Origin of the sequence: Nocardioides conyzicola, assembly GCF_039543825.1 — a bacterium.
In the GTDB taxonomy this organism is placed as follows: Bacteria; Actinomycetota; Actinomycetes; order Propionibacteriales; family Nocardioidaceae; genus Nocardioides; species Nocardioides conyzicola.
In genome coordinates this window covers 135,630-151,159 of sequence record NZ_BAABKM010000002.1, presented here as the reverse complement: position 1 = coordinate 151,159, position 15,530 = coordinate 135,630, and the positions used below count along the sequence as shown (strand labels likewise).

Below are 15,530 nucleotides of genomic sequence, written 5' to 3'. Positions count from 1 at the left end.
CCTAGCGAGAATGCGGAGAAGACCTGCAACTGCGCTGGTCTACTACCCGTCCTCGCCCGGTCGGATGCGCCCGTGGGTGACCGTCTCACTCAGTGGCGGCGAACGACCCTGATCTTCACGACCCGCGACGTCGAGGCACCGAACGCGTGGCGGTCCTTGGGCACGAACTTCACCCGGATCCGGTGCGTGCCGACCGCGAGCCCCTTGAGCTTGAACGCCGTCCGGCCGCGGCCGAGGGTGACCGCGCCGACGCGCTTGCCGTCGCGGAAGAGGACGACCTTGCCGGCCCGACCGATGGCCTTGCCGGCGTGCACGACGACGGCGTACCCCTTGAGGGTCTGGCCGCGCACGACCGAGCGGTCGGGGATCGACAGCTTCGTCCTGGTCGTCGCCGGCTTGGTGGGCGCCTTGACGACGCCGCCAGGGGCCGCGGCGTTCTCGAAGACCTGCAGCTCCGAGGCGTGCACGATCGTGCCCCGGTCGGACGCCGTGGCGCAGTCGGTGGCGTTGTTGGGGTCGTTGTCCTGCTCGCCGGCGTACTCGGCGTTGCCGGTGCACTGGTTCTCGAGCGCCACCAGGCGGACCGCGGCCGCCTGGGTGGCGGGTACGGCGAACGTGCGCAGCGTCTGGTCGGGCGCGACCGGCCGCGGCACGGTGCCGGGGAACGCGTCGTCGGCCGACGTGTAGAACGTCTTCCAGGTGGCGCCGTCCGACGCGCAGTCGGCGACGCACGCCTGGAGTGCGAACTTGCGCAGCGCCGTGAAGCGCGAGCCCGAGTCGGGGTCGGCCGCCAGCGGCAGCTCGTTGGGGTCGGCGGGAGCCGGCGTCAGGTAGGCGCTCACCTGCACCCGGCGGACCGTGTGCACGCCGCCGGCGAGGTCGACGGCGACGGACGGCTTCGAGACGTCCACGTTCTCGGCGGTGACGCCGCCCCAGTTGGTGGCCTCGGTGCCGTCGATCAGCGACTCCGGGTTGAGCGACCCGGCGGTCGACCCGATCACGGCGCCGCCGGCGGCGGCGCTCGCGAGGTTGACGTCGGTGTCGGCGATCCGCACCGTCTGGTCGGCCGCGCCGGAGCCGACGGTGAGCGTGAACCGCTGGAAGCCGTGGTCGGGCGAGACGTAGAGCATCCGGTAGGTGCCCGGCGTGAAGTCGGCGGCCGCGCCCAGGGTGCTCGCGGGGTCGGTGTCCGCGACCGGGGTGACCCGCGCCTCGAAGTCACCGACGTAGACCGAGCCCTTGCCGGCCGACCGGAAGGTCACCGTGGCGTTGGGCCCCTTCGGCGAGGCGAAGCTCGGCGTCGGGTCGGAGGAGTCGGCGTCCGGCGTCGAGGCCGCGCCGCCCATGCCGCGACGGGCGAAGGCCGCCCACAGCGTGTCGACGTCGGCGCCACCGAAGCGCATCTGGTCGGCCGCGATCATGGCGTCGCGGGCGTCGAGCATCGACGTCGCGCCCTGCTGGAGCAGGAAGGCGTCGAAGACGAGCTGGATCCAGCGGCGATTGCCCGGGCAGTGCGAGGCCGGGAGCGGGCTCTGGGCACCGGACGCGATCGTGCAGTCCTTCTGCAGCTGCTTGTCGGCGTACGGGAACTGGCTGTTCCACTTGGCCACCAGCGCCTGGCGCACCTCCCACTGGGTGCCGTTCCAGATCTCGCCGTCGGCGTGCACCTCCGGGCCGGTGGTGTCGAAGCCGTAGTCCGAGTAGTTGAGCGGGTTCTTGTCGATGGGGTAGTCGCGGATGCCGGCCGTGGCGTTGCCGGTGGCGTACGGGCCGACGACCCACGGGCTGGCGCCGTTGGAGTAGCCGTTGCCGAACATGTACTCGGCGGCGTTCAGGTCGCCCCACGACTCACCCATGGCACCGCCCTGCTCGGACGTGATGCCGTCGTCGGGGCCGCCGATCATCCGGTTGGAGATCGCGTGGGTGTACTCGTGGCCGACGATGCTCATGTCGAGCGCGCCGTCGGTGCAGGGGGAGTAGAACGACCCGGCGATCGGCTGGAAGAGGTACTGGTTGGTGATGCCGGGCACGCCGTCGTTGAGGGTGATCTGGTTGGCGTTGTCGCGCCCCAGGTACGTCGGGCTGCCCCCGCTGATCGCGCCGGCCTGGGCGTTGCCGACCTCGGCGTCACCGGCCACGCCGCCGTGGCCGCGGTTGCTCAGCTGGAGGTTGTAGTTGTCCTCGGTGAAGCCGAGGTAGTAGCTGTAGTCGTGCATCCGGTTGTGCGACGCGAAGAGGTTGGTGACGGACGCGTCGATGTCGTTGCCGGTCGGCACCAGCTGGCTCGGGTCGCAGCCGGACTCGTTCCACGCGTCCGTGAAGTCGGTGGTGTAGTCGCGGGTCGGCGACACCGGTGCCTGCAGCAGGCCGCCCGGGGCGTCGGGGTCGGCCCAGGCCTCGTGGGTGTTGGCGTTGTTGCCGACCGTCGTCGAGGTCGGGACGCCGGCGGCGTTGTCCCAGGGGCCGTCGTTGGCGGCGCTGTTGGCCAGCGGGCCGTTGGGGGTGGTGCAGTCCGGGCCGGTTCCGGTCCAGCAGCCGACGACCGAGTTGCCGGGGACGGTGCCGACCGCGGTCGACGCGAGGTCGGGGTTGGCGGTGAAGTAGCGCCAGCGCGGGTCGATGCTCGCGTCGCCGGTCGACGGGGCGCCGGAGTCGCTGGCGGCGACGAGGACGGCGTACTGGCCGACCGTGATGGACGCGTCGTCGAACGGGCAGATCTGCACCGTGTAGACCCCGGACGGGAAGCCGTCGGAGGTGAACGTCGCGACCTCCGGGCTGGTCAGCAGGTCCTGGGTCTCGTGGAGCCCACCGGGGCCCTCGAGCGTGACCGTGACGTCGTCGAGAGGTACGGCGAGGGCCGTCGCGGTGATCGACTTCGTCAGGTCGTCGTCGAGCTCGAACGGGTGCTCCGGGCCGCAGGTCGTGTTGCTGACCGTGCCCTGGAAGACGTTGTTGTACATCGCGTTGTCGACGGCGTTGTGCCGGACGAGCACGTCCTTGTCGAGTCCGTCGACGAGCACGCGGTACGCCGTGGACGCGCCGCCGACGACCTTGACGACGTTGGCCTCGAGCACCGGGCGGACCGAGCCGTCGGCCATCGCGAGGGCACGGAGCCGGACCGTCTGCTCCTGCGGGAACCCGGGGACCGTGAGGCGGGTCCACCCGGCGGAGACGGCGGACACGATGTCGCCGACCTGGCCGGCATCGACGCCGAGGCCGACGTTGTCGGCAGCTGCCAGCCACCCCTGCAGCGGGGTGACCGTGCTGGCCGGCGGGGTCTGGGTGGTGCGGGTCAGCGAGGACGAGACGTAGGTGATCTGGCCGTCGGCGACGCCGACGGTGACGAGGCTGCCCGAGGCAGGCTCGAGGCCGCCGAAGGTCTGCCGGAAGAGCACCGCGTGGGCGCCGGAGTCGACCAGCCGCTGGTCCTTGACCAGCTCGAGGCCGGCGACCTGCTCGGCGCCGAGGCCGAGCAGCGCGGCGTGGCCGGTGACCCAGGAGCGGGCAGCATCGACCGGGGAGCCGGCCGCGGGGCCGAGGGTGCCGTCCTTGGGCAGGATCGAGGCCGGCGTACCGAACTCGTTCCAGCGCAGCTGCACGGGGCCGAGGGCGGCGACCGCGCCGCGCTGGGCCGCGGTCGGTGCGACGGCACCGCGGACGTCGATCTCGCTGAGGCCGTGGACCGGGTCGCCGATGGTGCGGCTGACCGCGGGCGTCGGCCCGGGGGAGGAGGGTGCACTGCTCGCGGTGGCGGGCAGCTGGGTCAGCCCGGTGACGAGGGTGCCGGCGAGGAGCAGCGGGAGGAGCGCGCGTGCGGTCATGCCAGCGACAACGTCGGACGCGCCCGTTCGTTATGTGAACCTCGTCCACCCCGGGGTCGGCGGTCTGGTCCAGCAGCGATCGCGCCATTCCTTTGATCGTTCCAAGAGTCTCGCGGTAACGTCCGCATGTGCGTGCTATCCGACGATTCACCGTCCGCCCCGTGCTGCCCCCGGCCCTCGCCGCGCTGAGCGCCCTCGCCGGCAACCTGCGCTGGTCGTGGAGCCCCGAGACGCAGGACGTCTTCGCCGCCGTCGACCCCGACCTGTGGGAGTCGACCGGGCGCGACCCGGTCCGCCTGCTGGGCGCGGTCGGGCGGGCGCGGCTCGACGAGCTGGCCCAGGATGCCGACTTCCTGGCCCGCCTCGCGGCCGCCCACGACGACCTCGAGCGCTACCTCACCGGTGACCGCTGGTACCAGCGCCGCCTGGCCGCGGGCGTCGACGGTCCCGCCGCGATCGGCTACTTCTCGCCGGAGTTCGGCATCGCCGCGGTGCTGCCGCAGTACTCCGGCGGCCTCGGCATCCTGGCCGGCGACCACCTGAAGGCCGCGAGCGACCTCGGCGTGCCGATCATCGGCGTCGGCCTGCTCTACAAGCACGGCTACTTCAAGCAGGCGTTCTCGCGTGAGGGCTGGCAGCAGGAGACCTACCCGGTGCTCGATCCCGACGGGCTGCCGATCTCGCCGCTGCGCGACGACAACGGCGAGCGCGCGATGATCAGCATCGCGATGCCCGACGGGCCCGAGCTGCTCGCCCGGATCTGGGTGGCGAGCGTCGGCCGCGTGCCGCTGCTGATGCTCGACACCGACGTCGAGGGCAACCCCGACCACTACCGCGACGTGACCGACCGGCTGTACGGCGGCAACAGCGAGCACCGGCTCCGCCAGGAGCTGCTCCTCGGCGTCGGCGGTGTCCGGGCGCTGCGCGTCTTCTCCCGTCTCACCGGCCACCAGGCGCCCGAGGTGTTCCACACCAACGAGGGCCACGCCGGCTTCCTCGGCCTGGAGCGGATCCGTGAGCTCACCGTCGCCGAGGGCGGCCCGAAGCTCGACTTCGACACCGCGCTCGAGGTCGGCCGGGCGTCGACCGTGTTCACGACGCACACGCCGGTCCCGGCCGGCATCGACCGCTTCCCGCGCACGCTCGTCGAGCAGTACTTCAGCGACGGCGGTGCGACCCCCGGCGTACCGGTCGACCGGATCCTGCCGCTCGGCAGCGAGGACTACGAGGGCGGCGACCCGACGGTCTTCAACATGGCCGTGATGGGCTTCCGGCTCGCCCAGCGCGCCAACGGCGTCTCGCAGCTGCACGGCCACGTGAGCCGCGAGATGTTCCAGGGCCTGTGGCCGGCCTTCGACGAGGCCGAGGTCCCGATCGGCTCGATCACCAACGGCGTGCACGCCCCGACCTGGGTCGCGCGCGAGGTCATCGAGCTGGCGACCAGCCAGGGTGCCGACGCGGAGTCCGACGACGCCGAGTCCTTCTGGTCCGCCGTCGACAAGGTCTCGGGCGTCGACATCTGGGCGACCAAGCGCGCCCTGCGCGAGCGGCTGGTCGTCGACGCGCGCAAGCGGCTGGCCCGCTCCTGCGAGAAGCGTGGCGCCGCCAAGGCCGAGCTCGGCTGGATCGACAACGCCCTCGACCCCGACGTGCTGACGATCGGCTTCGCGCGGCGCGCTGCGTCGTACAAGCGACTCACGCTGATGCTGCGCGACCCGGAGCGGCTCAAGCGCCTGCTGCTGCACCCCGAGCGCCCGATCCAGCTGGTGATGGCGGGCAAGGCGCACCCGGCCGACGACGGCGGCAAGAAGCTGATCCAGGCGATCGTCCAGCTCGCCGACGACCCGGAGGTCCGGCACCGGATCGCCTACCTGCCCAACTACGACATCGCGATGGCGCAGCCGCTCTACCCGGGCTGCGACGTCTGGCTCAACAACCCGCTGCGCCCCTACGAGGCCTGCGGCACGTCGGGCATGAAGGCCGCGCTCAACGGCGGTCTCAACCTGTCGATCCTCGACGGCTGGTGGGACGAGTGGTACGACGGCGAGAACGGCTGGGCGATCCCGTCCGCCGACGGCGTCGTCGACCCCGACCACCGTGACGACCTCGAGGCGAGCGCCCTCTACGACCTCATCGAGAACGAGGTCGCCCCGCGCTTCTACGACGTCGACGCAGAGGGCGTGCCGACCCGCTGGCTCGAGATGACCCGGCACACGCTGAAGTCGCTGGGCCCGAAGGTGCTCGCCACCCGGATGGTCAGCGACTACGTGCGCCAGCTCTACACGCCGGCCGCGACCACCGCCCGCCGGCTCAACTCCGACTACGCCGGCGCCGTCGTCCTGGCCGCGTGGAAGAAGAAGGTGAAGGCCGGCTGGCCCGGCGTACGCGTCGAGCACGTCGAGAGCAGCGGCGTCAGCGAGGCCCCGGAGGTCGGCGACGCGATGAGCGTCCGCGCCTTCGTCGGCCTCGGCGACCTCAGCCCCGACGACGTCGCGGTCGAGCTGCTCCACGGCAAGATCAACGCCGAGGACGAGCTCACCGACACCGTCGTCGAGCAGCTGCACCTGGCCGAGTCCTACGAGGCCGGCCGGCACCGCTTCGACGGCGACCTGCTCCTCGACCACTCGGGTGCCTTCGGCTACACGGTCCGGATCATCCCGCGCAACGACCTGCTCGCCTCACCCGCCGAGCTCGGCGTCGTCGCCCTCCCCTAGTCCGTCGAGTCGGGACTTCTGACGCTTCATTCCGGACTTTTCTCCGGAGTGAAGCGGCAGAACTCCCGACTCAACCGTCAGAAGTCCCGACTCAAACTTCGCGGATCACGACGACGGTACGGCGACCGAGGGCGACCCGGTCCCCGGCCTTGACCTGCGTGCCCACCGGGAGCCGGAAGTCGGTGGACAGCACGACCTCGCCGGTCTGCACCCAGTCGTTCTCGGGCAGCGAGATCGTGGTCGGCAGCCAGTTGGCGTTGAACCAGAGCACGAACGACTTGTCGACCTGCTGCTCGCCGTGTCGCCCCGGCGCCCGCAACGGGGCGCCGGACACGAACATCCCGATCGTGCGCAGGTCCGGGTCGTGCCAGTCGTCGGCGGTCATCTCGCGCCCCGACGGATGCAGCCAGGCGAGGTCCTTCGGACCGCCGCGGATCGTCGGCCGCCCCTCGAACCAGTGCCGCTGCCGCAGCGCCGGGTGCTCGCGGCGCAGCTGCAGGGCGGTCTTCGTGATCTGGTAGACGTCGAGCCAGGCGTCGTCCGGGCTCCAGTCGACCCACGAGATCTCGTTGTCCTGGCAGTACGCGTTGTTGTTGCCACGCTGCGTGCGGCCGCGCTCGTCGCCGGCGGTGATCATCGGCACCCCGTTGGAGAGGCACAGGGTGGCCATGATGTTGGCCGCCTGCCGACGTCGTACGGCGACCAGCGCGTCGTCGTCGGACTCGCCCTCGTGACCGAGGTTCCAGGAGCGGTTGTTGTCGGTGCCGTCCCGGTTGTCCTCCCCGTTGGCCTCGTTGTGCTTGGCCTCGTAGGTCACCAGGTCGCGCACGGTGAAGCCGTCGTGCGCCGTCACGAAGTTGATCGAGTTGTACGCCGAGCGCCCGTCGTCGGCGTACAGGTCCGACGAACCGGCGAGCCGGGTGGCGACGGTGCTGTTGCCCGACGAGTGGTTGCGCCAGAAGTCCCGGATCTCGTCGCGGTACTGGTCGTTCCACTCCACCCACGGCGGTGGCATCCGGCCGACCAGGTAGCCGTCCATCGAGGCGTCCCACGGCTCGGCGATGAGCTTCACGTGCCGCAGCACGGGGTCCTGGCCGATCGCGACCAGCAGCCGGCAGCTCATGTCGATGTCGTAGCCGGTCCGGGTGAGCGCCGACATCAGGTCGAAGCGGAACCCGTCGACGTGCATCTCGGTCACCCAGTAGCGCAGCGAGTCGAGGATCAGCCGCAGCGCCAGCGGGTCGTTGGAGTCGACGGTGTTGCCGCAGCCGGTGACGTCCCAGTAGGTGTCGTCGAAGGTCTCGGCGCCGGTCTCCGGGTCGACGGTCGGCTTGACCCGCTTGTAGAAGCCGCGGTCGTCGAGGCCGCGGAAGGAGATCGTGGGCCCGAGCGAGCCGCCCTCGGCGGTGTGGTTGTAGACGACGTCGAGGATCACCTCGATCCCGGCGGCGTGCAGCGACTTCACCATCTGCTTGAACTCGTTGACCTGCCCGCCCTGGTCGCCGGCCGAGCTGTAGCCGGCGTCGGGGGAGAAGTAGCTGATCGTGTTGTAGCCCCAGTAGTTGACCGTCCCGCGCGCGAGCAGCGCGGGCTCCGAGAAGAACTGGTGCACGGGCAGCAGCTCGACCGCCGTGACGCCGAGGTCACGCAGGTACTCCACGACCGCGGGGCTCCCGAGCCCGGCGTACGTCCCGCGCTGCTCCTCGGGGACCCGGTCGTGCAGCTGGGTGAAGCCCTTGACGTGCAGCTCGTAGATCACGGTGTCCCGCCACCGCCGCCGCATCGGGACCTCGCCCTCCCAGTCGAAGGACGGGTCGACGACGACGCTGCGCGCGGTGTACGGCGCGGAGTCCTGCTCGTCGCGGAGCGTGGGGTCGGCCATGTCGTAGCCGAACAGCGCCGGCTTCGGCGTCACCGTGCCGGCGGTGGCCAGCGCGTACGGGTCGAGCAGCAGCTTGTGCGGGTTGAAGCGCAGCCCGTCGGCGGGGTCCCACGGCCCGTCGACGCGGTAGCCGTACCGCGTCCCGGGGCGTACGTCGGGGAGCGCGCCGTGCCAGATGCCCAGCGACCGCTCGGTGAGCTGGTGCCGGGTCTCGACGCCGTCGTCGTCGAAGAGGCAGACCCAGCACTCGGTCGCGTTGGGGGAGTAGACCGCGAAGTTGGTCGACTCGGGTGACCAGGTCGCGCCGAGCGGCCAGTTGCGACCCGGCCACACCCGCGCCCGCTGTCCGAGGTGGGTCCAGATGCCAGGGGTCACGGGCTGCATTCTTGCCGATGCTGGCAGCATGCCGGGGACGGGTCCTACAAGAGAGGTGGCAGCGATGGGCGAGTTCGTGCGACTGGAGGTGGCCGACGGCGTCGGGACCATCCGGCTGGACCGACCGAAGATGAACGCGCTCAACGTGCAGGTGCAGGAGGAGATCCGCGCCGCCGCCCTCGAGGCCACCGAGCGCGACGACGTCCGGGCCGTCGTCATCTACGGCGGCGAGCGGGTCTTCGCCGCCGGCGCCGACATCAAGGAGATGGCGGACATGTCCTACACCGACATGGTCAAGCGCTCCGGCCCGCTGCAGTCCGCGCTGGGCGCGGTCGCGCGCATCCCGAAGCCCGTGGTCGCCGCGATCACCGGCTACGCGCTCGGCGGGGGCTGCGAGCTCGCGCTGTGCGCCGACATCCGGATCGCCGCCGACAACGCCACGCTCGGCCAGCCCGAGATCCTGCTCGGCATCATCCCCGGCGCGGGCGGCACCCAGCGGCTGACCCGTCTGGTCGGCCCGAGCAAGGCCAAGGACCTGATCTTCACCGGCCGGTTCGTGAAGGCCGACGAGGCCCTGGCGATCGGCCTGGTCGACAAGGTGGTGCCCGCCGAGAGCGTGTACGACGAGGCGCTGGCCTGGGCGCGGCAGTTCAGCGCCGCCGCGGCGTACGCCCTGCGCGCGGCGAAGGAGAGCATCGACCGCGGCTCCGAGGTCGACCTCGAGACCGGGCTGGAGATCGAGCGCCAGCAGTTCGCCGCGCTCTTCGCCACGCAGGACCGGACCATCGGGATGGCGTCGTTCGTGGAGAACGGGCCGGGCAAGGCCGAGTTCGTCGGCCGATGAGCGACCGTTTGGCGCGGACCTGCCTGGGGGACGATTCCGCCCGTGACGAAGTCGGGAGCTGACGTGGCCGAGCGGAAGAAGTCGAGCGCGACCGCCCAGGCGCGGATCCGCCTCGCGCAGCTGATCTGGCTCGCGGCCGTGGTGTGTGCGCTGTTCCTCGCGGTCGGCGCCCTGCTGATCGCGCTGGACGCCAACGACAAGAACGTGCTGGTCGGCTTCGTCCTCGACGTCGCGGACGTCGTCGACCTCGACGTCTTCTCGCGCGACAACGGCATCTTCACCTTCGACGGCGCCGACGCCGCCACGAAGAGCGCGCTGGCCAACTGGGGCCTCGGCGCGGTCGCCTACCTCGTCGTCGGCCGGATCCTGGAGCGGCTGGTCCGCCCCTGAGCCGCCCCGCCGGGGGACCGTGACAGCGGCGCTGTGACATACCCGACCCCGGACCGAGTTTCGGCACGTCGTACGCGGCGGTAGCCTCACGACCACATCGAGTCCACAGGAGGGGCCGTCTCGGCCACACCACCATGAACATTGTCGTCTGTGTGAAGTACGTTCCCGACGCCACTGCCGACCGGCAGTTCGAGTCGGACAACACCGTTGACCGCGTCGGCGTCGACGGGTTGCTCTCGGAGCTCGACGAGTACGCCGTGGAGCAGGCTCTCCAGCTCAAGGAGAAGGCCGGCGACGACACCGAGGTCACCGCGCTGTGCATCGGGCCGGAGAAGGCCCTCGACGCCGTGCGCAAGGCACTGCAGATGGGTGCCGACAAGGGTGTCCACGTCACCGACGAGGCGATCGCCGGCTCCGACTACGCCGCCACCTCGCTGGTGCTGGCGAAGGCCATCGAGAAGCTCGGCAGCCCCGACGTCGTGATGTGCGGCATGGCCTCGACGGACGCGTCCGCCGGTGTCGTGCCCGCCATGCTCGCGGAGCGCCTCGGCCTCCCGCAGATCACGCTGGCCTCGGTCGTCGAGACCCAGTCCGGCCAGGTCCGGATCAAGCGTGACGGCGACACCGCCACCGAGGTCATCGGTGGCACGCTGCCGATCGTCCTCTCGGTCACCGACCAGTCCGGCGAGGCCCGCTACCCGTCGTTCAAGGGCATCATGGCCGCCAAGAAGAAGCCGCTCGAGACCTGGTCGCTCAGCGACCTCGGGGTCGACGCGGCCGAGGTCGGCCTCGACGCCGCGTGGACCGCGGTCGAGGAGACCACGGCCCGCCCGCCGCGCACCGCCGGCGAGATCGTCAAGGACGAGGACGGTTCAGGCGCCACGGCGCTGACCGAGTTCCTCGCTTCCAAGAAGTTCATCTGAGGAGCGACTGATGTCTGAAGTTCTGGTACTCATCGACCACGTCGACGGCGCGGTCAAGAAGCCGACGTACGAGCTCCTCACCATCGCCAAGCGCCTCGGTGAGCCCTCGGCCGTCTTCATCGGCCCTGCCGACAAGGCCGGCGACGTGACCGACAAGGTCAAGAAGTACGGCGCCGAGAAGGTCTACGTCATCGACGACGCCGAGATCAAGGGCTACCTGGTGGCCCCGAAGGCGGAGGCGCTGCAGCAGCTCGCCGAGAAGGCCTCGCCCGCCGCGATCCTGATCCCGTCCTCCGCGGAGGGCAAGGAGATCGGCGCCCGGCTGTCGATCAAGCTGAAGTCCGGCCTGATCACCGACGCGGTCGACGTGCAGGAGGGCCCGGTCACCACGCAGAGCGTGTTCGCCGGCAACTACACCGTGCAGGCGAAGGTCACCCAGGGCACCCCGATCATCACGGTCAAGCCCAACTCGGCCGCTCCGGAGGAGTCCGAGGGCGCCGGCGCCGTCGAGGAGTTCGCCGTGACGGTCTCCGACGCCGCGAAGACCGCCCAGATCGTGGCCTCGCAGCCGCGTCAGGCGACCGGTCGCCCCGAGCTCACCGAGGCCGCGATCGTGGTCTCGGGTGGTCGCGGCACCGGCGGCAACTTCGAGCCGATCGAGGCCCTCGCGGACGCGCTCGGCGCGGCCGTGGGCGCCTCGCGTGCCGCCGTCGACTCGGGCTGGATGCCGCACAGCTTCCAGGTCGGTCAGACCGGCAAGACGGTCTCGCCGCAGCTCTACGTCGCCAACGGCATCTCCGGCGCGATCCAGCACCGCGCCGGCATGCAGACCTCCAAGACCATCGTGGCCGTCAACAAGGACGAAGAGGCCCCGATGTTCGAGCTCGTCGACTTCGGAGTGGTGGGAGACCTGCACACGGTCCTCCCCGCCGCCACCGAGGAGATCAACAAGCGCAAGGGCTGAGAGCCCCCCTGCATGGACGGGTCGTCCGCCTCACGAGCGCCGATGGGTAGCGGAGAGGCGGACGACCCGTTGCCGTTGCGGGTCCACCAGCGCGGGGCACTCGACGCGCTGGAGGCGGCGTACGCCGCGGGCCGGACCCGGGCCTGGATCGTGCTGCCGCCGGGTGGCGGCAAGACCCGGGTCGGCCTCGAGACCGCGGCCCGGCACCTCGCCGACGGCACGGTCACCCGCGCCGTCGTGCTCAGCCCCAACACCGCGATCCAGGGGCAGTGGGTCGACGCGGCCACCGCCTTCGGCCTGACGGCCTCCGACGACCGCGGGTCGGACGCCGAGCTGGTCTCGCTGACCTACCAGGCGGTGGCGGTCTTCGACGCGGACGACGAGGTGGCCGACGACCCAGATGCCGGCACCTCCCAGCTGGCCCGCCTGCACCCCAACGGCCGGGACCTGGTCGAGCGCCTGCGCAAGACCCCCGGCCTGCTGCTGGTCCTCGACGAGTGCCACCACCTCCTCGAGGTCTGGGGCGAGCTGCTGGCCGAGGTGCTCGCGGAGCTGCCGAGCGCGCACGTGCTCGGGCTGACGGCGACCCCGCCCGCCACCCTCGACGCCGACCAGGCGCGGCTGGTCGACGAGCTCTTCGGCGGCATCGTCTTCCAGGCCGGCGTGCCGGCGCTGGTGCGCGAGGGCGACCTCGCGCCGTACCTCGAGGTCGCCCACCTCGTCACCCCCACCGTGCACGAGCAGGAGTGGCTGGCCGAGGAGGCGACCCGGTTCGGCGAGCTCACCACCCGGCTGATGGACCCGACCTTCGGCTCGCGGCCGTTCCTGCAGTGGCTCGACGAGCGGTACGTCACCGCGGTGCCCCGCGCGGAGGTGGCGCCGGAGCAGCTCGACGCCGCCCTCCGGCTGCACTTCGTGGGGATGCTGGCGCTGCCTCCGGGCGCGGTGCTGTCCGAACGCCACCGGCGACCGCCCACGCCCCAGGACTGGGTGCTGCTCATCGACGACTGGCTGCGCCGCTGTGTCGTCGCCAGCGAGGACCCGCGCGACCACGACGTGCTGCGCGTCGTACGCCGTGCGCTGCCTGCCGTCGGCTACGTCTGGACCCGGCGCGGCATCCGCGCGGGCCGCTCGACCGTCGACCGGGTGCTGGCGCGGACGATGGCGAAGACGACCGCGACCGTCGACCTCGTCGCGGGGGAGTGGGACAGCCTCGGCGACCACACCCGGGTGCTGGTGCTCTGCGACCACGAGCGGGCGAGCGCGATCGTGCCGCGCGAGCTCGACGGCGTGCTCGACCAGCAGGAGGGCTCGGCACGCTCGGTCATCGCCGCCCTCGTGGGCGACCCCGCCACCGCCGGTCTCGCCCCGCTGCTGGTGACCGGCTCGACGGTGGCCGCGGCCGAGAGCACGCTGCGGGACCTGGTGGAGCAGGTGCGGCTCACCGACGCACGCCTCGCCGACGCCCTGGTCGTCGAGCCGGGCGACGCAGCCGTGGCGCAGCTCACCGGACCGTGGACCAGCCGGCGCTGGGTGCCGCACGTGACCCGGCTCTTCGAGAGCGGCGGCACCCGGGTGCTGGTCGGCACCCGCGGCCTGCTCGGCGAGGGCTGGGACGCCCCCCGCATCAGCACGCTCGTGGACCTGACCACGGCCACCACCAGCACCGCGGTCGTCCAGACCCGCGGCCGGGCGCTGCGCATCGACGCGACCTGGCCCGACAAGGTCGCGATGACCTGGTCGGTCGTCTGCCTCACCGAGGCGCACCCGCGCGGCGGCCAGGACTGGGACCGACTGGTCCGCAAGCACGTGGGCTTCCAGGGCGTCGACGCCGAGGGGGACGTGGTCGACGGCGTCGGTCACCTCGACGCGTCGTTCTCGCCGTACCTGCCGCCGGCGATCGCCGACATCGACGCGATCAACCACCGGATGGCCGAGCGCGCCCGCGACCGGCAGGCCGTGCGCGCGTGGTGGCGCGTCGGGGAGCCGTACGTCGACCAGGTGCGACCCACCCTGCGGGTCCGCGGCCGGCTCGCACCGGTCGCCCCCGACGTGCGGCCGGAGCCTCCGGCGGTCGTCGCGGCCGCCGACGGCGTGCTCTTCCGCGGTGCGGTGCCCGAGGGACCCGGCGCCTTCGCGGTGCGCCACCGCCATGAGCGGCTGACCGGGTGGCGGGACCTCGTCCTCGCGCCGCTCCTCGCTCCGCCCTCGCTCGACCAGCTCGGCCGCGCCGTCGCCGACGCCCTGGCCGCGGCGGGTCTCGGTGGCCCGGGCGGGGCAGCGGTCGTCGTGGAGCCGCATCCCAGCGGCGAGTACCGCTGCCGCCTCGACGGAGCCGACGAGCCGTCGTCCTGGCTGTTCGCCGACTCGCTGGAGCAGCTGCTGGCGCCGCTCGCCACACCGCGCTACGTCGTCGCCCGCTACGTGCTCGGCGCCGACGACGTGCCGGACGTCGGCGTGTGGGCCACGCTCGGCGGTCGGTCCGCCGTACGCCGCGCGATCGCCCAGGCCCGACCCTCAGGGGTCGTCTGGCACCCGGTCCCGACCGCGCTCGGCGTCAACGCCGCCCGGGCCGGCGCCTTCGCCGAGGCCTGGGACCGCTGGGTCGGACCCACCCAGCTGCTCTACACCGGCTCACCCGAGGGCGCCGGCGTGCTGGCCGCGCAGCAGGGCAGCGACCCCTTCGACGCGACCACCGTCGTCCGCCGGCACTGGTCCTAGGCTCGCCGGGTGGAGTTCGCGTCGCTGGAGCCGCTCGAGGGCGGCTGGTCGGGCGAGACCTTCGTCGCCGAGGCGGGCGGCGAGCGCACCGTCGTGCGCATCTACGGCGGCTCGCGCGGGCCGGCCGCGCACGAGATCGACGCGGCGGTCCTCCGGCTGGTGCGCGGCCTGCTGCCCGTGCCCGAGGTCCTGGAGGTACGCCGCGCCTCGGGGGAGCTGCCGGCGCTGCTGGTCACGTCGTTCCTGCCGGGCGTCCGCGCCGACCTGCTGCTGCCCACCCTCGACGACACCGGCCTGCGGACGGCGGGGGAGTCGGTGGGCCGGGTCGTCGCCACCCTCGGCGGCATGCCGATGCTGGACCGCGGCGTCTTCGTCGACGGCGACCTGACCGTCGAGCGGTTCGAGCTGGAGCTGCCGGCGTCGCTCGGTGAGGTCGGTGCCGCCGCCGAGGCGCTCCTGGACGAGGAGACCCGCACCTGCCTGGTGCACAGCGACCTCAACCCCAAGAACCTGCTCCTGGACCCCGACACCCTCGCCGTCACCGGCGTCCTGGACTGGGAGTTCGCGCACGCCGGCCACCCCTTCACCGACCTCGGCAACGTGCTCCGCTTCGACCGCGAGCCGGCGTACGTCGAGGGCGTCCTCACGACGTACGCCGGGCTCCGCGGCACCCCGCCCGAGCGGGCCCTGGACCTGGCGCGGGCCGCCGACCTCTACGCGCTCTCCGAGCTCGCGTCCCGGGCCGGCCAGAACCCGGTCGCCGACCGCGCCGCCCTCCACCTCGAGGCCATCGTCAGCACCGGCGACCTGCACGCGACCGACGGTTGAGTCGGGACCTTTGACGCTTGAGTCGGGACTTTGGGCAGCCGGATCTCCCGACTCGACCGTCATAAGTC

The 15,530-nt window shown here is 72.1% G+C and carries 9 protein-coding genes; 7 read left to right on the top strand and 2 right to left on the bottom strand.

Annotated features, from left to right (window positions below):
• Positions 1–89 precede the first annotated feature (89 nt).
• A complete protein-coding gene (locus ABEA34_RS03685) occupies positions 90–3,821 on the bottom strand; it encodes a M36 family metallopeptidase (RefSeq protein WP_345519392.1) in 3,732 nt (1,243 codons plus the stop codon).
• Positions 3,822–3,949: 128 nt separating this feature from the next.
• Between ABEA34_RS03685 and glgP the strand changes: the two genes are divergently transcribed.
• A complete protein-coding gene (gene glgP / locus ABEA34_RS03680) occupies positions 3,950–6,535 on the top strand; it encodes an alpha-glucan family phosphorylase (protein WP_345519390.1) in 2,586 nt (861 codons plus the stop codon).
• Positions 6,536–6,626: 91 nt separating this feature from the next.
• On the opposite strand, the gene glgX is transcribed toward glgP, so the two are convergent.
• Positions 6,627–8,801: a glycogen debranching protein GlgX gene (gene glgX / locus ABEA34_RS03675; RefSeq protein ID WP_425576853.1), complete on the bottom strand. Its 2,175-nt coding sequence runs from the start codon at positions 8,799–8,801 to the stop codon at positions 6,627–6,629.
• A gap of 55 nt (positions 8,802–8,856) precedes the next feature.
• On the opposite strand from glgX, the gene ABEA34_RS03670 reads away from it, so the two are divergent.
• The 6 genes from ABEA34_RS03670 (at position 8,857) to ABEA34_RS03645 (ending at position 15,462) form a co-directional block, all read left to right on the top strand.
• Positions 8,857–9,636 carry an enoyl-CoA hydratase/isomerase family protein gene (locus tag ABEA34_RS03670; protein ID WP_345519386.1) on the top strand — a complete coding sequence of 260 codons (780 nt, stop codon included), beginning with the start codon at positions 8,857–8,859 and terminating at the stop codon, positions 9,634–9,636.
• 42 nt (positions 9,637–9,678) lie between these two features.
• A complete protein-coding gene (locus ABEA34_RS03665; RefSeq protein WP_345519384.1) occupies positions 9,679–10,026 on the top strand; it encodes a hypothetical protein in 348 nt (115 codons plus the stop codon).
• A gap of 152 nt (positions 10,027–10,178) precedes the next feature.
• Positions 10,179–10,949 carry an electron transfer flavoprotein subunit beta/FixA family protein gene (locus tag ABEA34_RS03660; protein WP_425576852.1) on the top strand — a complete coding sequence of 257 codons (771 nt, stop codon included), beginning with the start codon at positions 10,179–10,181 and terminating at the stop codon, positions 10,947–10,949.
• A 10-nt stretch (positions 10,950–10,959) separates the two neighbouring features.
• Positions 10,960–11,913, top strand: a complete 954-nt coding sequence (locus ABEA34_RS03655; RefSeq protein WP_345519380.1) for an electron transfer flavoprotein subunit alpha/FixB family protein — start codon at positions 10,960–10,962, stop codon at positions 11,911–11,913.
• Positions 11,914–11,955: 42 nt separating this feature from the next.
• The gene (locus ABEA34_RS03650; protein ID WP_345519379.1) at positions 11,956–14,634 is read left to right on the top strand and encodes a DEAD/DEAH box helicase family protein; all 2,679 of its coding nucleotides are present in this window, start codon (positions 11,956–11,958) and stop codon (positions 14,632–14,634) included.
• Between the two features lie 9 nt (positions 14,635–14,643).
• Positions 14,644–15,462: a phosphotransferase family protein gene (locus ABEA34_RS03645; protein ID WP_345519378.1), complete on the top strand. Its 819-nt coding sequence runs from the start codon at positions 14,644–14,646 to the stop codon at positions 15,460–15,462.
• The last annotated feature ends 68 nt before the right edge of the window (positions 15,463–15,530 follow it).